The sequence below is a fragment of the Streptomyces griseoaurantiacus genome (genome assembly GCF_036189845.1).
GTDB classification, from domain to species: Bacteria; Actinomycetota; Actinomycetes; order Streptomycetales; family Streptomycetaceae; genus Streptomyces; species Streptomyces griseoaurantiacus.
In genome coordinates this window covers 4,239,492-4,258,093 of record NZ_CP108326.1, presented here as the reverse complement: position 1 = coordinate 4,258,093, position 18,602 = coordinate 4,239,492, and the positions used below count along the sequence as shown (strand labels likewise).

Sequence of the window (18,602 nt, the reverse complement as noted above, 5' to 3'; positions counted from 1 at the left end):
GCCGGTCGTGGGGGCTCATGGTTCCCGACCCGTCCGGGCCCTTCAGAGCGCGTACAGTTCCTCGATCTCCCGGGCGTAGTCCTGGGAGATCTGTGCGCGGCGGAGTTTCATCGACGGGGTCAGATGGCCCGCCGCCTCGGTGAAGCCGCCCGGGAGGACGCGGAAACGGCGGATGGACTCGGGGCGGGAGACCAGGCGGTTGGCCTCGTCGACCGCGCGCTGCAGGACCGCGTGCAGCTCGGGGTCGTCCAGGAGGAGTTCCGCCGGGACTGCGTGCTTGCCGTTCATGCGGCGCCAGTGGGTGATGCCGTCCGGGTCCAGGGTGAGCAGCGCGGCGACGAACGGGCGGCGGTCGCCGAGCAGCATGCACTGGGAGATCAGCGGGTGCGAGCGGAGCCAGTTCTCCAGCGGGGCCGGGGCCACGTTCTTGCCGCCCGCGGTGATCAGGATCTCCTTCTTGCGGCCGGTGATCGTCAGGTGGCCCTCGTCGTCGAGGGCGCCGAGGTCCCCGGTCGGCAGCCAGCCGTCGACGGTGCCCGGGACGAGCCCGCCGGCGTGCGGGTCCCAGTAGCCCCGGAACACCTGTGCACCGGCGAGGAGGATCTCGCCGTCGGCCGCGATCCGCACCCGTGTGCCCGGCAGCGGCCAGCCGACGGTGCCGAGCCGAGGCCGCAGCGGAGGCGTCACCGTGGCCGCCCCGGTCGTCTCGGTCAGGCCGTACCCCTCGAAGATCTGGATGCCGGCGCCGGCGTAGAACGCGGCGAGCCGGCGGCCGAGCGGGGAGCCGCCGCAGATGATGTACCGGACCCTGCCGCCCATCGCGGCGCGGATGCGGCGGTAGACCAGGGGGTCGTAGAGCGCGCGGGCGGTCCGCAGCCCCCGGCCGGGGCCGCTGCCGCTGCCGTGCTGCCGGGCCTCGGTCGCCTCCCCGTACCGTTCGGCCACGGCGGCGGCCCGGTCGAAGGAGGAGGCCCGGCCGCCCGACTCGGCCTTCGCCCGGGCCGAGTGGAAGACCTTCTCCAGCATGTACGGGATGGCGAGCAGACACGTCGGCCGGAAGCCGGCCAGGTCCGCCAGCAGGTCCTCGGTGCGCAGGCTCGGCGCGTGGCCGAGGGTGACGCGGGCACGCAGGCAGGCGACGGCGACCATCCGTCCGAAGACGTGCGACATCGGCAGGAACAGCAGGACCGAGGGTTCCTCGCTGTGCTGCGCCCGGAAGACGGGGTGGAGGAGTTCGACCGCGTTGTCGACCTCGGCGAGGAAGTTGCCGTGGGTCAGGGCGCAGCCCCTGGGCCGCCCGGTGGTGCCGGAGGTGTAGACGAGGGTGGCCAGCGAGTCCGGGCCGAGGACGCCCCGCCGGACGGCGACCTCCTGGTCGGGCACCGCGCGGCCCAGTTCCGCGAGCCGGTCGAGGTGGCCCTTGTCGAGGACCCAGAGGTGGTGCAGGTCGGGAAGCCGGTCGCGTTCGGGGCCGAGGGCGGCGGCCATCGCGGTCGTCTCGGTGGCCAGGGCCACGGCGCCGGAGTCCTGGAGGATCCAGCGGGCCTGGAAGGGCGAGGAGGTGGGGTAGACCGGCACGGTGACGAGGCCCGCCGCCCAGGCGGCGAAGTCCAGCAGGGTCCACTCGTACGTCGTGCGGGCCATGACGGCGATGCGGTCGCCCGGCCCGAGCCCCTCGGCGATCAGCCCCTTGGCGACCGCGAGCACCTCCTCGGCGAAGCGCGCCGCCGGCACGTCGCTCCAGCGGCCGGAGCCGCCCGCGGCGGCCGTACGGCGTCGCAGGACGGGTGCGTCCGGGGCGGCGGAGGCGTTGTCGAAGGGGATGTCGGCCAGCGAGCCGTGGGTGACCGGGGCGGCCAGCGGCGGCACCGCCGCCTCGCGCACGACGCCGTCCAGCCGCTTGAGCTCCGGCTCGACCAGCACGGGTCCGGCGCCCCGGACGCGGTCGGGGTCCGGGGCGGGCGGCATGGCGGACGGGCCCGTGGCGGCGTCGTACGGGCCGGGGCGGGCGGCGGACACGGGCGAGGCGGGGTGCGGGGTGGACACGGGCGGCTCCTGGGCGTTCGGCGACGAGGCACCTCTTCCGGGTGCGGGTACGGGCCGCGGGGGCCGATGCGTTCACCCGCGGGACGTGCCGCGGCCGGGCACGGGAGGCGTCACCGGCGTCGCGTTCGTGATCGTATTGCGCCCCGGTGTGGACCTTGTGGTGTTTCGGGGGGCGTCCGGCGCCGGGGGTGTGTGCGTTCGTCCGTGCACCTCCCCTTCCCTTCGCCACGCCGTTTCGCGCAGCACCTTACCGCCGGTAACCTGACGCCCGAGCAAGTACCGCGCACCCCCGCCGCCGACCCCGCTGGGAGCAGCCCGCCCATGGCCGACCGTTATCTGCGCCTCGCCGCCACCGCGCCCGGCCGCTTCCTCACCCGCCGGCTCGGACTGCCCCGCCCGGTCCCGCTCCACCGGTGGTCGCCGCAATACCCCTCGCTGGACGGCCCCCTGCTGCTCCTGTCGGCCGGAGAGCCGCACCTCGCCCTCGAACCCGTGCTCGCCCGCACCGGCCTCCCGCTCCTCGGCGGCCCCCCGGCCGTCCCCGGCGGGGCGCCCGCCGGGGGCGCCGCCTCCCGGCCCGCCGCCCTCGTCCTGGACGCCACCGGCGTGCGCACCGTCGAGGAACTCGCCGAAGTGCACGCCGCGCTGCACCCCCGCGTGCGGTCCCTCGCCCCGAGCGGCCGGGTGCTGGTGCTGGGCGCCCCGCTCGACCCCGCCGACCCCCACCAGTCGGCGGTGCAGCAGGGGTTGGAGGGCTTCGTGCGCTCCCTCGGCAAGGAGATCGGCGGCGGCCGGACCGTCAACCTCCTGAGGCTGACCGACCCCGCGGCCGCCGAGTCCACGCTCCGTTTCCTGCTCTCGCCCAAGTCCGCCTACGTCGACGGACAGGTGATCGAGGTCGGGGAGCCGGAGGGGGCGAACCAGTGCCTCGCCGAGGTCGACCGCGACCGCCCGCTCGCCGGGCGCACCGCCCTCGTCACCGGTGCCGCCCGCGGGATCGGCGAGGCGCTGGTGCGCACGCTCGCCCGGGACGGCGCCAGGGTCGTCTGCCTGGACGTGCCGTCCGCCGGCGCGGATCTCGACCGGGTCGCGGCCTCCGTCGGCGGCGACCCGCTGGCCCTGGACATCACCGCGCCGGACGCGGCCGCCCGGATCGGCGGGGCGCTCCCCGACGGGCTCGACGTGCTCGTGCACAACGCGGGCATCACCCGGGACCGTCGGCTGGCCAACATGTCCGCCGATCGCTGGAACGCGGTCCTCGACGTCAACCTGGGCAGCGTCCTGCGCACCACGGACGCGCTGCTCGGCGAGGGAGTGCTGCGGCGGGGCGGCCGCGTCGTGGCCACCGCCTCGATCTCCGGGATCGCCGGCAACACCGGCCAGACCAACTACGCCACCAGCAAGGCGGGCATCGTCGGGATGGTCCGCGCACTGGCGCCCGTGGCCAGGGCAGCGCACGGGGTGACGGTCAACGCGGTCGCACCCGGCTTCATCGAGACCGCCATGACGGCCGCCGTCCCGCTGCTGATCCGCGAGGCGGGCCGCCGGATGACCTCCCTCGGCCAGGGCGGCCTGCCGCAGGACGTCGCCGAGACCACCGCCTGGCTCGCCCACCCGGCCTCCGGCGCGGTCAACGGGCAGGTCGTACGGGTCTGCGGGCAGAGCCTGCTGGGCGCCTGACACCCCGCCGGCCCCGCCCACTCCCCCATCCTTCCTCGGCCCCGCACCCTCCCCCGCGTACCCGCCCCGACGTCCCCGGAGACCCCGTGCAGAGAACCGGCAGCGCCCCCGGCCACCCCGATCCCCCGGACCCGACCGCACCCGCCGCCCCTCCGGACCTCTTCCTCTCCTCCACCCCCGCGCTCCTCCCCTCCTACGCCCGCGGGGCGCTGCTCTCGCCCCTGCGGAGGCGGCCCCGTCCCGGAGCCGTGCCACCCCCGACGCGGCTGGTGGTGCCCGGGGTGCGGATCGATCTCGACCGGCTCGCCGCGTACGAGCGGAGCTGCGGGTTCGCCACCGGCTCCGACGCGCTGCCCGTGACCTATCCCCATGTGCTCGCCTTCCCCCTGGCGATGCGGCTGATGGCGGGCCGGGGCTTCCCGCTGCCGCTGCTCGGCCTCGTGCACACCTCGTTCGAGGCCACCCAGCGACATCCGCTGCGCACCGACACCACCTACGAACTGGCCGTGCGGGTCGAGGAGTTGAGGCCGCACCGGCGCGGCACGGAGGCCGTCGTGGTGACCGGGGCGCGAGCCGGCGGCCGCCTCGTCTGGGAGTCGAGCAGCACGTATCTGGCCCGGCACCGCACCCCCGCCCCGGAGAGGGCCACCGCGCGCCCCGCCGCCCCGCCCCCGCTCCCCGGCGTCGCCGAGTGGCGGCTGGGCCCGGACGTGGGACGGCGGTACGCGGCCGTCTCGGGCGACCGCAACCCGATCCATCTGCACCCGCTCGGCGCCCGCCTGTTCGGCTTCCCCCGGCCCCTCGCCCACGGCATGTGGACGGTCGCCCGCTGCCTGGCCGAGCAGCCCGTCGAGGGCGCCGTGCGGGTACGGGCGGAGTTCAGGGCGCCGGTGCTGCTCCCGGCCACGGTCACCTACGCGGCCGACGGCACCGGCGGCTTCCAGCTCCGCACCGGCGAGCGGCCGCACCTCACGGGCACGGTCACGCCACGGCCGAAGGGCCAGGGCGTGTCGGACGGGCCCTAACCCGCCGCGACCGGGATCTGCGCCCGCTCCGGGGGCGTCCACGGGCGGCCCTCCATCAGCCCGCCGAGCCCCGCCCAGGCGAAGTTCATCAGCGTGCCGGCGGCCTGCCGGGCCGGGACGCCGGGGGTCGTGTTGGCCCAGGCCGCGAGCGACTCGGCGGCCCCGACCAGTGCCTCGGCGAGCGCGGCGGCCTCCTGCAGGGGCAGTTCCCGGTCGCGGCGGCCGGCCCGGGAGGCGTCACCGATGAGCTGCGTGACGAACGTGACGATCTCCTCGCGCATCGCGTGCACCTCGGCGGCGAAGGGCTCACCCGTGGTACGGGCCTGGAGGTGCAGCACGGCCCAGCCGTCCGGGTTCTCCGCGGTGTGCGTGAAGAAGGCCAGCAGCCCCTCCCAGAGCTGCCGGTCGGCGGGGAGCGTGGGGTCCACGCCGGCCCGCACGGCGGCGGTGAGCGCCGCCGCCTCCCGGCGGATGCAGGCGGTGAAGAGGTCTTCCTTGGAGTTCAGGTACAGGTACACGAGCGGCTTGGAGACCCCGGCGAGGTCGGCGATCTCGTCCATGGAGGCGCCGCGGTAGCCGCGCCGGCCGAAGGTGCGGACGGCCGCGTCGAGCATCTGCCGCTCGCGCACGGCCCGCGGCATCCGCTTGCTCTTCACTTCGCCCATGAGCACAGGGTAATTGCAGAACTCGCACAGGTGCCCGGGCGCGGCCCGGGCGGGGCGTTCAGGAAGCCTGCTCCTGGGCCTGGGCCGACTGGGCGCGGGAGCGCAGGGCCTCGTCGGCGCCGTCCTCCTGGCTGCGGTTGGCGTCCAGGTTGGCCTTCATCCGGTCCACCCGGCGCACCACGCTCGCGGAGGCCCGGTCCCGCTCGCCCCGCAGCACCACGAAGCTGATCGGCGCGGAGATCACCAGCGCGAGCAGCGCGATCCACATGCCGTTGGAGTCGCCGAGTCCGCGCGGGACGACACCGGAGTAGACGAGACCCCAGACGACCACGAGGCAGCCCGCGAAGATCCCAAGGCGCATCAGCGTGTAGCGGAGCATCTCAACCCACTCTTCCGTTCCGAGGTGTCGCGGTCTCGAAGGTGTCGGTGTGCCGGCCGGCCGACCGAACATTCCGGCGCGAACATCGCCAAAGGCGTCGTCCGTGACCTCCAGTGAAGCACGCGCGCGCACCGGGGCGGCAGCCGGGTTCGGCTGGGCGCCGCCCGCCCGGTGGGTCCTTCAGACAAGCGCGAGGAGCATCGTCACGTCGTCGCGGTCGTCCCCCGGGCCGACCCGGATCGCGCCCGGCACCCGACCGACCTCCTTGTAGCCGCAGGCCTCGTAGAACCGTTCGAGGCCGGTGCCGCCCCGGCAGGTGAGCCGTATCGCCTCGATGCCGGGCATCGCGCGGGCGGCCCGCTCGGCGGCGGCGAGCAGCGCGCGCCCGTGGCCGCCGCCCTGCCGGCGGGGGTGGACCATCACCGTGTGGAGCCACGCCCAGTGCCGCATCAGCGGGTGCGTGTTGGCCGCGAGGAACGCCGCCGCGACCACCTCGCCCTCCTCGTCCGCGCCGTCCGCGCCGTCCGCGCCGTCCGCGTCGTACCGGCCGACGAGGAGCCGGGTGTGGCCCTCGCTCATGGCGACGAAGTGCCGCACCAGCGCCGGGCGTACGTCCCCGGCCTCCACCGGCGGCACGAAGCCGACCGAGCCGCCCGCGTTCGACACGTCCGTCCACAGGGTGAGCAGGCCGTTGCGGAGCGCGGGCGTGACCGCCGGGTCGAGGGTGAAAGCCAGGGACACGTCCGGCCTCACACCCGCATCGGCTGCGGCTCGTCGCGGCGGCCCGGGTCGGCGCCCTCGTACTCGCGGATGATCTCGTAGCGCGTATTGCGCTCGACGGGGCGGAAGCCGGCGTCGCGGATCAGGTCGAGCAGGTCCTCGCGGGTGAGCTTGTTCGGCGTGCCGTAGTTGTCCGCGTCGTGCGTGATCTTGTACTCGACGACCGAACCGTCCATGTCGTCCGCGCCGTGCTGGAGGGCGAGCTGCGCGGTCTGCACGCCGTGCATGACCCAGAACACCTTGACGTGCGGCACGTTGTCGAACAGCAGCCGGGAGACCGCGAAGGTCTTCAGCGCCTCCGCGCCCGTCGCCATCTGGGTGCGCGCCTGGAGGCGGTTGCGGATCTTGCCGTCCTTCATGTCCACGAAGTCGTGCTGGTAGCGCAGCGGGATGAAGACCTGGAAGCCGCCGGTCTCGTCCTGCAGCTCGCGCAGGCGCAGCACGTGGTCGACGCGGTGGCGGGGCTCCTCGATGTGCCCGTACAGCATGGTGGAGGGGGTCTTGAGCCCCTTCTCGTGCGCCAGCCGGTGGATGCGCGACCAGTCCTCCCAGTGGGTGCGGTGGTCGACGATGTGCTGCCGCACCTCCCAGTCGAAGATCTCCGCGCCGCCGCCGGTCAGGGACTCCAGGCCGGCGTCGATCAGCTCGTCGAGGATCTCGCTCGCGCTCATCCCGGAGATCGTCTCGAAGTGGTGGATCTCGGTGGCCGTGAACGCCTTGAGGGACACGTTCGGCAGGGCGGCCTTCAGCTCCCGCAGCGAGCGCGGGTAGTAGCGCCACGGCAGGTTGGGGTGCAGGCCGTTGACGATGTGCAGCTCGGTGAGGTTCTCGCCCTCCATCGCCTTGGCGAGCTTCACCGCCTCCTCGATGCGCATCGTGTACGCGTCCTTCTCCCCCGGCTTGCGCTGGAAGGAGCAGTAGGCGCAGGAGGCCGTGCACACGTTGGTCATGTTCAGGTGGCGGTTGACGTTGAAGTGGACGACGTCGCCGTTCTTCCGCGTGCGCACCTCGTGGGCGAGTCCGCCGAGCCAGGCCAGGTCGTCCGAGGCGTACAGCGCGATGCCGTCCTCGCGGGTCAGCCGCTCACCGGACCTGACCTTGTCCTCCAGCTCGCGCTTGAGCCCGGCGTCCATGCGATACCTCATCTCTCCGTGCAGACTCCGACAACCGTACGCCCGCGCGGGCGGGCCCCCGCCGCAGGCCCGGCCCCGCGTCGGCGGGGCCCCGCCGCGGACCTCAGAGCACCTCTTCGGGCAGCTCGCCCACCCTGTTCTCCCACTTCGTGGAGAGCACGATCGTGGTGCGGGTCCGGGAGACGCCCTTGGTGCCCGAGAGCCGCCGGATGGTCTTCTCCAGGCCGTCCACGTCCGAGGCCCGCACCTTGATCATGAAGGAGTCGTCGCCCGCGATGAACCAGCAGTCCTCGATCTCGTGCAGGTCCTTCAGCCGCAGTGCCACGTCCTCGTGGTCGACGGAGTCCGAGAGCGAGATGCCGATGAGCGCGGTGACGCCGAGCCCGAGCGAGGCGGAGTCGACGGTGGCGCGATATCCGGTGATGACGCCGGCCGCCTCCAGGCGGTTGATGCGGTCGGTGACACTGGGTCCCGACAGACCGACGAGGCGGCCCAGCTCCGCGTAGGAGGCCCGGCCGTTCTCCCGCAGGGCCTGGATGAGCTGCCTGTCCACCGCGTCCATGCGATCGCTAGCCTTCCGCTGAGTTGGGGTAATGGGTGTGCGTCGTCGTGCGGCCGCCGCCGAGGTCGCCCTCCCAGCGGCGGTAGAGCGTGTGCGGGACACCCGCCGCGTCCAGGGCCCGTCCGGCGACGAAGTCCACCAGGTCCTGGATGTGCGTCGCCCCGGCGTAGAAGGCGGGCGAGGCGGGCAGCACCGTCGCCCCGGCCTCGTCCAGGGCCACCAGGTGCCGCAGGGTCTGCCCGTTCAGCGGGGTCTCGCGGACGGCCACGACCAGGCGGCGCCCCTCCTTGAGGGTCACGCTCGCCGCGCGCTGGAGCAGGTCCTTGGAGAGCCCGAGCGCGACCCCGGCCACGCACGCCGTCGAGGCGGGCACGATGAGCATGCCCTTGACGGGATACGAGCCGGAGGAGGGGCCCGCCGCCAGGTCCCCCGCCGCCCAGTGCCGTACCGCGCCGAGGTCGGCGCTCTCGGCGGCGAAGGTGTCCGGCTTGCCGTCGGCGCCCCGGGCCAGCCAGGCCCGCAGGTCGGACCGCCAGTGCGCGTCCCGGAAGCCGATGCCCGTCTCGTCCAGCAGGGTCAGCCGGGCGGCACGGGAGACCACGAGGTCCACGCTCTCGCCCGCGGCGAGCAGCGCGCGCAGCACGGCGGCCGCATACGGGGTACCGGAGGCGCCCGACACCCCTACGATCCAAGGTGTACGCGCCGTCCTGCCTGGGTTGGCTGGGTTCACGACCCCGAGCCTATCCGGCTGCGGGGGGGTGGGAACCGGACGAGGGGGTCCGACCGTTGACCGGACGGGACGAGTCGGACGACTCGCCCGGCGAGTCACTGGTGGGATCGCCGGCAGGGGGAGCCATGTGGGGTACGGACAGCAGGGGCGGGCGGGCGCTGCCCGCGTGGTCACGGGGTGAGCGGGCGAAGGCCGCGGCCGAGCTGATGGCCGGCTGGGTCGCGCTGCTGTGGCTGCTCGAACTCGTCGACGTGGCGAGCGGTCACGCGCTGGACGGTCTCGGCATCGAGCCGCGCCGGGTCTCCGAGCTGGTGGACGTCGTGCCGGCCTCGTTCGTCCACTTCGGCTTCGGGCACGTGGCCGCGAACAGCGTGCCGCTCCTCGTGCTGGGCTTCCTGGCGGCGCTCGGCGGGATACGCCGGTTCGCGCTGGTCTGCGCGCTGATCGTCGTGGCCGACGGACTGGGCGTGTGGCTGGTGGCCCCGGCGCACACCAACACGGCGGGCGCCTCCGGTCTGATCTTCGGCCTCTTCGGCTTCCTGCTGGTCAGCGGCTTCACCGAGCGCCGCCCGCTGGGGGTGGTGGCCGGTCTGCTGGTGGCCGCGGTCTGGGGCACCTCGATCCTCACCGGTCTGGCGCCCACGCAGACGGGCGTGAGCTGGCAGGGCCACCTCATAGGCCTGGTCTCGGGGGTGGCGGCGGCGTTCGTGTTCCGGCGCCCACCCGTGGCGGGCGCCCGCGGGGCACTGCCGCGGTAGCGGCAGCTCCCCGACGACCGGTGCGGACCGGCCCGGACCGGCCGGATCCCCCACACCCGTCAGACCGTCAGGCCGCGCACCAGCAGGTCGAGCAGGGCGCACACGAAGAGTGCGATCCCGATGAAGCCGTTGACGCTGAAGAACGCCCTGTTCAGGCGGGTCAGGTCGTGGGGGCGGACGATCGTGTGCTCGTAGACGAACGCGCCGGCCACGATCACCAGACCGAGCCAGAAGAAGGGACCGGCGTCGGTGGCGAGGGCGAACCAGACGAACAGGGCGGTGGTGACGGTGTGACAGGCCCGGGCGCCCCAGATGGCGGCGGGGATGCCGAAGCGGGCGGGCACGGACCGCACGCCGACCTCGCGGTCGGTCTCCACGTCCTGGCAGGCGTAGATGAGGTCGAAGCCGCCGATCCAGACGCCGACGGCCAGGCCGAGGATCACCGCGTCCCAGGACCAGGAGCCGCTGATGGCGAGCCAGCCGCCGATCGGGCCCATCGCCTGGGCGAGGCCGAGGATGGCCTGCGGGAAGTTCGTGAACCGCTTGCCGTAGGGGTAGACCACCATCGGGATCACGGCGACGGGGGCGAGCGCCAGGCAGAGCGGGTTGAGCGCGGCGGCGGCGCCGAGGAAGACGACGAGGGCGACGAGGGCGCCGGTCCAGGCGTGCCGCACCGACATCGCGCCGGTGACGAGTTCGCGGTGGGCGGTGCGCGGGTTGCGGGCGTCGATCTCGCGGTCGATGATCCGGTTCGCGGCCATGGCGAAGGTGCGCAGGCCCACCATCGCGACGGTGACGAGCAGCAGCCGGCCCCAGTGGATGTTCTCGTCCCACTCGTACATCGCGGTCAGCGCGGCGATGTAGGCGAAGGGCAGCGCGAACACGGAGTGCTCGATCATCACCAGGCGCAGGAACGCCTTGGTGCGTCCCGGCTGCTGGGGGAGGGCCGCGGAGGCGCTGGTCACAGTCCGTACTCCTTCCACCGGCGGTCGACCTTCGCCGCCGTCTCGGGGTCCGACAGGACCATCTCGGGCCAGCCCCCGTCGCGCGTGTACCCCTCCTCGGGCCATTTCCGCGTGGCGTCGATGCCCGCCTTGCCGCCCCAGAACTGCTGGTAGGAGGCGTGGTCGAGATGGTCGACGGGGCCCTCGACGACGCTGAGGTCGCGGGCGTAGTCGGTGTTGCCGAGGGCGCGCCAGGCGACCTCGTGCAGGTCGTGGACGTCGCAGTCGGCGTCCACGACGACGATCAGCTTGGTCAGCGACATCATGTGGGCGCCCCACACGGCGTGCATGACCTTCTGGGCGTGCTTGGGGTACTTCTTGTCGATCGAGACGATCGCGCAGTTGTGGAAGCCGCCCGCCTCGGGGAGGTGGTAGTCCACGATGTCCGGCACGATGATCTTCAGGAGCGGCAGGAAGAAGCGCTCGGTCGCCCGGCCGAGGGGGCCGTCCTCCGTCGGCGGCCGTCCCACGACGATCGACTGGAGCAGGGGGCGCCTGCGCATCGTCACGCAGTCGATGGTGAGCGCGGGGAACTGCTCCTGCGGGGTGTAGAAGCCGGTGTGGTCGCCGAAGGGTCCCTCGGGGAGCATCTGACCGGGCTCCAGCCAGCCCTCCAGCACGACCTCGGCCTGCGCCGGGACCTGGAGCGGAACGGTCTTGCAGTCGACCATCTCGATGCGCCGGCCCGCGAGGAAGCCGGCGAACAGGTACTCGTCGATGTCGCCGGGCAGCGGGGCGGTGGCGGCGTAGGTCACGGCGGGCGGGCAGCCGAAGGCGATGGCGACGGGGAGCCGTTCGCCGCGGCGGGCGGCGACCTGGTAGTGGTTCCGGCTGTCCTTGTGGATCTGCCAGTGCATGCCGATGGTGCGCTCGTCGTGCCGCTGGAGGCGGTAGAGGCCCAGGTTGCGGATGCCCGACTCGGGGTCCTTGGTGTGGGTGAGGCCCAGGTTGAAGAAGGAGCCGCCGTCCTTCGGCCAGGTGAACAGCGCGGGCAGCGCGTCGAGGTCGACGTCGTCGCCGCGCAGCACGACCTCCTGCACGGGGGCGCTGTCGCCCTTGACCTTCTTCGGCGGGACGTGCGCCATCGCGCCGAGCTTGCCGAAGGCCTCGCGGACGCCGACGAAGCCGTGCGGCAGTTCCGGCTTGAGCAGGCCGCCGATCTTGTCGGAGATGTCCTCGTACGACGCGAGGCCGAGGGCCTTCAGCAGGCGGCGGTCGGTGCCGAACACGTTCATCGCCAGGGGCATCGCGCTGCCCTTGACGTTCTCGAAGAGGAGGGCGGGGCCGCCGGACTTCTGTACGCGGTCGACGATCTCCCCGACCTCCAGATACGGATCGACCTCGGCCTTGACGCGCTTGAGGTCGCCGTCCCGTTCCAGTGCCCGGAGCAGGGAGCGAAGATCGTCGTAAGCCATGCGTCCCAGTATCCGCCACCGGATAACCTGGGCCCGTCACCGGGGCCGACATGGCCCCTCGCACCGGGGCCCGCGAGGCCCCGTCACCGTCTTACGGCCCTCTGGGGGATCGCGCGACCATGCTCAGGTATCTGCCCCTGCTGCTGATGCTGGCCCTGTGGATCTACGCCTTCGTGGACTGCCTCAACACGCCCGAGGAAGAGGTGCGGGGGCTGCCGAAGGTGGCCTGGGTGATCGTGATCCTGCTGTTCGGCGAGGTACTGGTGGGGCCGGTGGCCTGGCTGGTGGCGGGGAAGAAGCGGCGGCCGGCCGGCGCGGCCGGCAGCGGTGCCGGTGCCGGGCGCTGGGTGGCGCCCGACGACAATCCCGAGTTCCTCAAGTCGCTCGGGGAGGACGGGAAGCAGCGGGACGCGGACGGCTGAGCCGGGACGCGGACGGCCGGGCGGGGGTCCCCGCCCCCGCCCTTCCCGTCCCTCGGACGCTCCGCCCCCGAGGGGCTCGGCTCACACCCCGGCGTACGAGTGCTTGCCCGAGACGAAGATGTTGACGCCGTAGTAGTTGAAGAGCCAGCAGGCGAAGGCGATCAGGGCGATGTAGGCGGCCTTGCGGCCCTTCCAGCCGGCCGTGGCGCGGGCGTGCAGATAGCCCGCGTAGGCGACCCAGGTGATGAAGGACCAGGTCTCCTTGGGGTCCCAGTTCCAGTAGCGGCCCCACGCGTCGCCCGCCCAGATCGCGCCCGCGATGATCGTGAACGTCCACAGCGGGAAGACCGCCGCGTTGATCCGGTAGGCGAACTTGTCCAGCGAGGACGAGGCCGGGAGGCGTTCCAGGACGGACGTGGCGAAGCGGCCCGGGGTGCCGCCGCCGGCCAGCTTGTTCTCGTAGGAGTCCTTGAACAGGTAGAGGATCGTGCCGACGGCCCCGACGTAGAACACCGCGCCGCAGAAGATCGCGGTGGAGACGTGGATGTAGAGCCAGTACGAGTGCAGCGCGGGGACGAGCTGGTCGCTCGCCGTGTAGAGCACGGTCACAGCGAGGCCCAGGTCGAGCAGGACCGTGGTGATCAGCGGCAGGCCGAGCCAGCGGACGTTCTTGCGCAGCGCGAGCAGGACGAGGAAGACGCCCACCGCGACGGTGGAGAACGTGATGTTGAACTCGTACATGTTGCCCCACGGCGCCCGGCGCACCGACAGGGCGCGGGTGAGGACGCCGCCGAACTCGATCAGGAACGAGAGCACGGTGAGCGAGACGGCGATCCTGCCGTACATGTCGCCCTGCTCGTCACCGCCGTGGGCGCCGGGTCCGTCCGGCACGTCGCGGGAGCCGGACGCGGCGCGGACCACGACCTGCGGGCGTTCCAGGACGGCCGTGCCGCCCGCCGACCTGACGGTGACCGCCGGGCCCTGCGCGGACGCCGCCCCGGTCCCCTCCTTGGTCAGCGCGCTGGCCGTGCGGGCCACCTTGCTGCGGCTGCCGAACAGCCATTCGGCGATGTAGGCGAAGAAGGCCAGGGTGTAGACGGCCATCGACGAGTAGATGAGCGTGTTGCTGACGCTCGCTAGGTGTTCGTTGGTGGCGGCGAGGCTGTTCACTGCTTCTCTGCCCCTTCAGTGGCGGAAACGGTGGGGTCGGCGGCGTCCTGCTCCCCCGGGGAGGTGCCGGCGTCATCGGGTGCGTGGGAGTTCTGCCCGCCCGCCGCGGTGCCCTGGCCGGGCGGGCCGGTCCTGGTCGGGGCCTCGGCGTGGACGCGGGCGGCCAGGTCGCCGAGCTCCTGCGGGAGCTTCGCGGACTCGCTGCGGCCGAGGCCCGCCATCTCGACGACGGTGACGCCCTCGGCGTCCCGCACGGCCCGCACCCACACCCGGCGGCGGGAGATGAACAGCGAGGCGGCCAGGCCCAGGATCGCCGTGACGGCACCGGTCAGCGCCCAGACGCTGCCCGGCTCCTGGACGATCTGGAAGCCGGCCCACTCCTTGATGTCCTTCTCGAAGGTGATCGAGCCGTTGCCGCCCGGGAGCTTCATGGTCTGCCCCGGCGCGAGCCGGTCCTTGAAGATCTCGCCGTCGGCGGTCTTGAACTGCTTCGCGTGCGAGGTGTCGAGCTGGTAGACGTTCTGCGGGATGCCGGAGTCCGAGCCGAGGCTGCCGTGGTACGCGGTCAGCGCGAGCACCGGATTGTCCAGCGCCGGGAACTGGGACACCATCGTGCCCTTGCCGGCGCCCGCGAAGGTCGGCACGAAGAACGCGGAGAAGCCGAGCTGCTCGCGCTCGCCCTTGGCGTTGGTGTAGCCGTCGAGCACCTTGATGGCGCCCTGCGAGGTGACGTTGGCGTCGCTCGGCAGCAGCGGCACGGCCTGGTGGAAGACGACCTTGCCCTTGGCGTCGCGCACGGTGACGACCGGGGCGTAGCCGTGGCTGACCAGGTAGACCTTGGAATCGCCGATGTGCAGCGGGTGGTTGACCCGGACCGTGGTCTTCTTCCGCGCGCCGTCGGCGCCCTCGCGGTAGCTGAGCGCCGCCTCGTAGGTGCGCGGAGTGCCCCGGTTGGGGCCGGTGCGCTCATAGGTGCCGGTGAACCGGTGCAGGTCGAAGCTGAAGGGGACGAGGTCGTCGGAGCTGAAGAGGCTGCCGGACTTGATGTCGTCGTACTGCGTGGGCGTGTTGGCGAAGCCGTCGCCCTCGATCACCAGTTTGTCGCCGTCGGACTTGTAGAGCTGGCCCCAGGCGAAGGCGACCAGCAGCACGATCAGCGCGATGTGGAAGAGCAGGTTGCCGAGCTCCCGCACGTACCCCTTCTCGGCGGCGACGGCGTCCCCGGCGACGTGGGCGCGGAAGCGGCGGCGGCGGAGTGCCCTCAGGGCGGCGGCGCGCACCGCCTCGGGCTCGGCGTCGGTGCGCCAGGTCGCGTAGGCGGGCAGCCGGGTGAGCCGGCGGGGGGCGCCCGGCGGGCGGCTGCGGAGCTGGCCGACGAACTGCCAGGTGCGCGGGACGATGCAGCCGATGAGGGAGACGAACAGCAGGATGTAGATCGCGGAGAACCACACCGAGCTGTAGACGTGGAACAGCCCGAGCCTCTCGTAGAGCGGCCCGAGGGTCTTGTGGGCGGCCTTGAAGGACTCGACCTTGAGGGCGTCGGCGCCCGTCTGCGGGATGAGCGAGCCGGGGATCGCGCCGAGGGAGAGCATGAACAGCAGGATCAGCGCGACCCGCATGGAGGTGAGCTGCCGCCAGAACCAGCGGGCCCAGCCGGTGATCTCGCGCAGGGTCCAGGTGAGGCTCCCCTTGGCGCCGGGGCCGCGGACCCCGCCGAAGGAGCCGGGTACGACGGTGTCGGTGGGGGCGGTGGACAGCTGGGAGCCGGCGGCGCCGAGGTCCTGGTCCTCACCGGCCGCGTCCGCCGCTTCCCGTGCCGCGTCGGTGGTCGTGGACTCGCTCATCGATCAGATCCCCACAGTGAAGCCGTTGGACCAGGTCTGCATCTCCTGCACCAGGTGGTCCCAGGCGCCGGTGAGCAGCAGTACCCCCGTGACGATCATCATCGTGCCGCCGAGCCGCATGACCCACACGTAGTGCCGCTTGACCCAGCCGAAGGCGCCGAGCGCCTTGCGGAAGGCGACGGCGGCGAGCACGAACGGTACGCCCAGGCCGAGGCAGTAGGCGACCGTCAGTATGGCCCCGCGCCCGGCGCTCGCCTCGTTGGAGGACAGCGCGAGCACGGAGGCGAGGGTCGGGCCGATGCACGGCGTCCAGCCGATCCCGAAGAGCGCGCCGAGAACGGGCGCGCCTACCAGGCCGGCGGTGGGCCGCCGGTGGAAGCGGAACTCGCGCTGGGTGAGCCAGGGCATCAGGCCCATGAAGAAGACGCCGAGGGCGATCATCAGCCCGCCGAGCACCTTGGAGAGGGTGCCGCTGTACTCCTGCAGCGTCTGCCCGAAGTAGCCGAAGAGGGCGCCGCCGGAGACGAACACCACGGTGAACCCGGCGACGAAGAGCGCGGCCCCGCCGGCCATCCGCCCGCGCCGGGCCTCGGCCAGGTCGGTGCCGGTGACGCCGGTCACGTAGGAGAGGTAGCCGGGGACGAGCGGCAGGACGCACGGGGAGAAGAAGGAGACGAGGCCCCCGAGCACGGCGACCGGGATCGCGAGGAGCAGGGCTCCGTTGCGGACGGTCATGTTCGGGTCGGTGGCTGCGGCGAGGAGCACGGTGTCACTTCTCCGCTACGACCGGGTCGAGCATCTCGTGCAGCTTGTCCTCGCTGAGCGGCTGCAGCGTCCGCGCGGCGATCCGGCCCTCGCGGTCGAGGATCAGCGTGGAGGGGATGGCCTGCGGGTTGAGCGTCCCCTTCTTGAAGCGCAGCAGGAGCCGGCCGGTCGGGTCGTACAGGCTCGGGTAGGTGATCCCGTGGGCCTTCTCGAACTCGACGGCCGGGGTGGTGCTGGTGTCCCGCGTGTTGATGCCGACGAACTGGACGCCCTTGGCCGCGCTCTCCTTCGCGACCTTGGCGAAGTTGTCGGCCTCGGCCCGGCAGGGCGAGCACCAGGAGCCCCAGACGTTGAGGACGACGACCTTGCCGCGGTAGTCGGCGACGTCGAGCCGCTTGCCGTCGATGGTCTTGCCGGAGAGGTCGGGCGCGGCCTGGCGGTGGCCCTTGCCCGCGGTGTCGACGCCGTCCTTGCCGGCCACGAAGTTGGTGTTCCCGGATCCGCCGGACACGCCGCCGGAACCGCAGGCGGCCAGCACGAGTGCCGCGAGAGCCGCCCCGGCGCCGGTGAGGGCGGTTCGGCGGCGGCTGCGGCCACGGCGGGGCACGAGGCGGGTCGGGCGTCGGGGGGCGCGGCGGGCGGCACTCATGTGAAAAGTTTCGCATGCCCGTTCCAGGGATCTTCCGCACCCCCCTGTCGGACGGAAACCCGCATTTCAGACAGGGGTTCCGCGGGTCGGGCGCGGGGTCAGGCGGCGTCCTCGGAGCCCTTGCCGGTCCCGGTGCCGGTGCCCTTCCCGGAGCCCTTGCCGCTGCCCTTGCCCGTGTCGTCCTTGAGGAAGGTCTTCCAGCCGCCGGCCGGCTTCTGGCCGACCTTCAGCGACTGGAGCTTCTCGAGGATCTCCGGGGGCTGCACGTCGATCCAGTCCACGAACTGCCGGAAGGAGACCATGCGCACATCGCCGCCCTTCTCCTTCTCCCGGGCGATGTGCTTGAGGGCCTGCTCGACGGCGTCCATGTAGATGCCGCCGTTCCACTCCTCGAAGTGGTTGCCGATGAAGAAGGGCGCCCGGTTGCTCTCGTAGGCCCGCTTGAAGCCGTTGATGTAGGCGTTCGCGGCCTGCTTGCGCCAGCCCGGGTAGTTCGACGGCGGGGCCTTGGTGGAGTTGACCGACTGGTTGGCCAGCATGTTGTAGTCCATCGAGAGGACCTCGAAGGTGTGGCCGGGGAACGGCACGCCCTGCAGGGGCAGGTCCCACACCCGGTTCTTCTGCTGGGGCCAGCGCTGGCGGCCGCCGGGCGAGGAGGCGTCGTAGCGCCAGCCGAGTTCGCGCGCGGTGGGGAGCAGGTTGTCCTGGCCGAGCAGACAGGGGGTGCGGCCGCCGACGAGCTCCTTGTCGTAGTCGAACGGCAGGGAGGGCAGGTCGGTCCAGCCGGTGTTGGTCCGCCACTCCTTGACGAAGGACTTGGCCTGGGCGATCTCGCTGTGCCACTGCTTGGCGGTCCAGTTGGCGACCGTGCCGTGGCCGGAGCAGAAGTGGCCGTTGAAGTGGGTGCCTATCTCGTGGCCCTCCAGCCAGGCCTGGCGTATGTACTTCAACGTCATCTTGATGTGCTCGTCGGTGAGGTAGCCGATGTCGGAGGCGCCGGGTGCGTTGTTCGGCCCGTGGTACATGCGCTTCTTCGACTCCGGGAGCAGGTACAGCCCGGAGAGGAAGAAGGTCATGTGCGCCTCGTGCTCCTCGGCGAGCTTCAGGAAGCGCGGGAAGAGTCCGTTGCCGACCTCGCCGGCGCCGTCCCAGGAGAAGATCACGAACTGCGGCGGAGTCTGGCCCGGTTCGAGCGGCACGGGCTTGTCGGGCTGGTTCGGCTGGGGGCCGGTGTCGGCGGTGGAGCCGTCGCCTATGGGGCGGGCGCTGGGCTTGGGGGTGCCGGGCTTCTTCTTCCTGGCACCGGACCCGCCGGCCTGGCCGGTGGCGTCGTCGCCTCCGCCGCACGCGGTGAGTCCCATCGCCGCGGCGGCCCCCGCGCCGAGCCCGATCATTCCTCGCCGGCTGATGTTCCCCATGGGGCGGCCCCTCGATCTCGCTGCACTCAGCTTTCGCTCAGCTGACTCCCAGCTGACACAGGGATAGAGGGCGGGGGCGAGTCGGGGGTTCCGTTCGGGGGACAACTATCGACCGGTTGTTACGAAAATACGATCATTTGGCCCCGTGCAGATCAGG

18 protein-coding genes are annotated in these 18,602 nt (G+C 72.5%); 4 read left to right on the top strand and 14 right to left on the bottom strand.

All coding sequences use genetic code 11. The features are described 5' to 3' along the window. Positions 1-42: 42 nt before the first annotated feature. Positions 43-1,968 carry an AMP-dependent synthetase/ligase gene (locus tag OHB09_RS18960; protein ID WP_328923037.1) on the bottom strand — a complete coding sequence of 642 codons (1,926 nt, stop codon included), beginning with the start codon at positions 1,966-1,968 and terminating at the stop codon, positions 43-45. Between the two features lie 399 nt (positions 1,969-2,367). On the opposite strand from OHB09_RS18960, the gene OHB09_RS18955 reads away from it, so the two are divergent. Both OHB09_RS18955 and OHB09_RS18950 read left to right on the top strand, forming a co-directional pair. Continuing rightward, complete coding sequence (locus tag OHB09_RS18955) at positions 2,368-3,726, top strand: 3-oxoacyl-ACP reductase (protein WP_328922289.1); 1,359 nt, start codon at positions 2,368-2,370, stop codon at positions 3,724-3,726. An 86-nt stretch (positions 3,727-3,812) separates the two neighbouring features. Then, positions 3,813-4,751 carry a MaoC family dehydratase gene (locus OHB09_RS18950; protein WP_191890832.1) on the top strand — a complete coding sequence of 313 codons (939 nt, stop codon included), beginning with the start codon at positions 3,813-3,815 and terminating at the stop codon, positions 4,749-4,751. Here OHB09_RS18950 and OHB09_RS18945 read toward each other — a convergent pair. The 6 genes from OHB09_RS18945 to OHB09_RS18920 all read right to left on the bottom strand — a co-directional run bounded on the left by OHB09_RS18945 (position 4,748) and on the right by OHB09_RS18920 (position 9,000). Continuing rightward, complete coding sequence (locus OHB09_RS18945) at positions 4,748-5,416, bottom strand: TetR/AcrR family transcriptional regulator (RefSeq protein ID WP_040894422.1); 669 nt, start codon at positions 5,414-5,416, stop codon at positions 4,748-4,750. The genes OHB09_RS18950 and OHB09_RS18945 overlap by 4 nt on opposite strands. Positions 5,417-5,474: 58 nt before the next feature. Then, positions 5,475-5,795 (bottom strand): DUF4229 domain-containing protein, encoded by a 321-nt coding sequence (locus OHB09_RS18940; RefSeq protein ID WP_040894387.1) that lies wholly within the window; start codon positions 5,793-5,795, stop codon positions 5,475-5,477. Positions 5,796-5,975: 180 nt separating this feature from the next. Next, positions 5,976-6,536, bottom strand: a complete 561-nt coding sequence (locus tag OHB09_RS18935; RefSeq protein WP_234527613.1) for a GNAT family N-acetyltransferase — start codon at positions 6,534-6,536, stop codon at positions 5,976-5,978. A gap of 8 nt (positions 6,537-6,544) precedes the next feature. Further along, the gene (mqnE, locus tag OHB09_RS18930) at positions 6,545-7,708 is read right to left on the bottom strand and encodes an aminofutalosine synthase MqnE (protein WP_006138905.1); all 1,164 of its coding nucleotides are present in this window, start codon (positions 7,706-7,708) and stop codon (positions 6,545-6,547) included. 103 nt (positions 7,709-7,811) lie between these two features. Then, entirely contained in the window at positions 7,812-8,270 is a 459-nt protein-coding gene (locus tag OHB09_RS18925) for an Lrp/AsnC family transcriptional regulator (protein WP_006138906.1), read from the bottom strand. A gap of 7 nt (positions 8,271-8,277) precedes the next feature. After that, the gene (locus OHB09_RS18920) at positions 8,278-9,000 is read right to left on the bottom strand and encodes a UbiX family flavin prenyltransferase (RefSeq protein WP_040894389.1); all 723 of its coding nucleotides are present in this window, start codon (positions 8,998-9,000) and stop codon (positions 8,278-8,280) included. Between the two features lie 125 nt (positions 9,001-9,125). Between OHB09_RS18920 and OHB09_RS18915 the strand changes: the two genes are divergently transcribed. Further along, positions 9,126-9,758: a rhomboid family intramembrane serine protease gene (locus OHB09_RS18915; RefSeq protein ID WP_006138908.1), complete on the top strand. Its 633-nt coding sequence runs from the start codon at positions 9,126-9,128 to the stop codon at positions 9,756-9,758. A 59-nt stretch (positions 9,759-9,817) separates the two neighbouring features. On the opposite strand, the gene mqnP is transcribed toward OHB09_RS18915, so the two are convergent. Both mqnP and OHB09_RS18905 read right to left on the bottom strand, forming a co-directional pair. Next, entirely contained in the window at positions 9,818-10,723 is a 906-nt protein-coding gene (gene mqnP, locus OHB09_RS18910; protein ID WP_093593633.1) for a menaquinone biosynthesis prenyltransferase MqnP, read from the bottom strand. Continuing rightward, positions 10,720-12,177: a menaquinone biosynthesis decarboxylase gene (locus tag OHB09_RS18905; protein ID WP_006138910.1), complete on the bottom strand. Its 1,458-nt coding sequence runs from the start codon at positions 12,175-12,177 to the stop codon at positions 10,720-10,722. Before OHB09_RS18905 ends, mqnP begins: the two co-directional genes overlap by 4 nt. Positions 12,178-12,296: 119 nt before the next feature. Here OHB09_RS18905 and OHB09_RS18900 point away from each other — a divergent pair, with 119 nt between their 5' ends. After that, positions 12,297-12,599, top strand: coding sequence for a PLD nuclease N-terminal domain-containing protein (locus OHB09_RS18900; RefSeq protein WP_040894393.1), 303 nt, complete (start codon positions 12,297-12,299; stop codon positions 12,597-12,599). Between the two features lie 81 nt (positions 12,600-12,680). Here OHB09_RS18900 and ccsB read toward each other — a convergent pair whose 3' ends face one another. From ccsB to OHB09_RS18875, 5 genes are all read right to left on the bottom strand, one after another. After that, the gene (gene ccsB, locus OHB09_RS18895; protein ID WP_006138912.1) at positions 12,681-13,769 is read right to left on the bottom strand and encodes a c-type cytochrome biogenesis protein CcsB; all 1,089 of its coding nucleotides are present in this window, start codon (positions 13,767-13,769) and stop codon (positions 12,681-12,683) included. Continuing rightward, entirely contained in the window at positions 13,766-15,613 is a 1,848-nt protein-coding gene (gene resB / locus OHB09_RS18890) for a cytochrome c biogenesis protein ResB (protein WP_167794382.1), read from the bottom strand. Before resB ends, ccsB begins: the two co-directional genes overlap by 4 nt. 3 nt (positions 15,614-15,616) lie before the next feature. After that, the gene (locus tag OHB09_RS18885) at positions 15,617-16,378 is read right to left on the bottom strand and encodes a cytochrome c biogenesis CcdA family protein (protein WP_006138914.1); all 762 of its coding nucleotides are present in this window, start codon (positions 16,376-16,378) and stop codon (positions 15,617-15,619) included. A 4-nt stretch (positions 16,379-16,382) separates the two neighbouring features. After that, a complete protein-coding gene (locus OHB09_RS18880; RefSeq protein ID WP_040894396.1) occupies positions 16,383-17,027 on the bottom strand; it encodes a TlpA family protein disulfide reductase in 645 nt (214 codons plus the stop codon). 98 nt (positions 17,028-17,125) lie between these two features. Then, positions 17,126-18,445 carry a polysaccharide deacetylase family protein gene (locus tag OHB09_RS18875; RefSeq protein ID WP_328922288.1) on the bottom strand — a complete coding sequence of 440 codons (1,320 nt, stop codon included), beginning with the start codon at positions 18,443-18,445 and terminating at the stop codon, positions 17,126-17,128. Between the last annotated feature and the right edge of the window lie 157 nt (positions 18,446-18,602).

What these genes read in the sequence shown, in the direction of transcription:
- OHB09_RS18875 (WP_328922288.1), bottom strand. Translation starts at nt 18,445, where the DNA reads ATGGGGAACATCAGCCGGCGAGGAATGATCGGGCTCGGCGCGGGGGCC.
- OHB09_RS18940 (WP_040894387.1), bottom strand. Translation starts at nt 5,795, where the DNA reads ATGCTCCGCTACACGCTGATGCGCCTTGGGATCTTCGCGGGCTGCCTC.
- mqnE (WP_006138905.1), bottom strand. Translation starts at nt 7,708, where the DNA reads ATGGACGCCGGGCTCAAGCGCGAGCTGGAGGACAAGGTCAGGTCCGGT.
- resB (WP_167794382.1), bottom strand. Translation starts at nt 15,613, where the DNA reads ATGAGCGAGTCCACGACCACCGACGCGGCACGGGAAGCGGCGGACGCG.
- OHB09_RS18960 (WP_328923037.1), bottom strand. Translation starts at nt 1,968, where the DNA reads ATGCCGCCCGCCCCGGACCCCGACCGCGTCCGGGGCGCCGGACCCGTG.
- OHB09_RS18955 (WP_328922289.1), top strand. Translation starts at nt 2,368, where the DNA reads ATGGCCGACCGTTATCTGCGCCTCGCCGCCACCGCGCCCGGCCGCTTC.
- OHB09_RS18880 (WP_040894396.1), bottom strand. Translation starts at nt 17,027, where the DNA reads ATGAGTGCCGCCCGCCGCGCCCCCCGACGCCCGACCCGCCTCGTGCCC.
- OHB09_RS18925 (WP_006138906.1), bottom strand. Translation starts at nt 8,270, where the DNA reads ATGGACGCGGTGGACAGGCAGCTCATCCAGGCCCTGCGGGAGAACGGC.
- OHB09_RS18915 (WP_006138908.1), top strand. Translation starts at nt 9,126, where the DNA reads ATGTGGGGTACGGACAGCAGGGGCGGGCGGGCGCTGCCCGCGTGGTCA.
- OHB09_RS18900 (WP_040894393.1), top strand. Translation starts at nt 12,297, where the DNA reads ATGCTCAGGTATCTGCCCCTGCTGCTGATGCTGGCCCTGTGGATCTAC.
- OHB09_RS18945 (WP_040894422.1), bottom strand. Translation starts at nt 5,416, where the DNA reads ATGGGCGAAGTGAAGAGCAAGCGGATGCCGCGGGCCGTGCGCGAGCGG.
- OHB09_RS18905 (WP_006138910.1), bottom strand. Translation starts at nt 12,177, where the DNA reads ATGGCTTACGACGATCTTCGCTCCCTGCTCCGGGCACTGGAACGGGAC.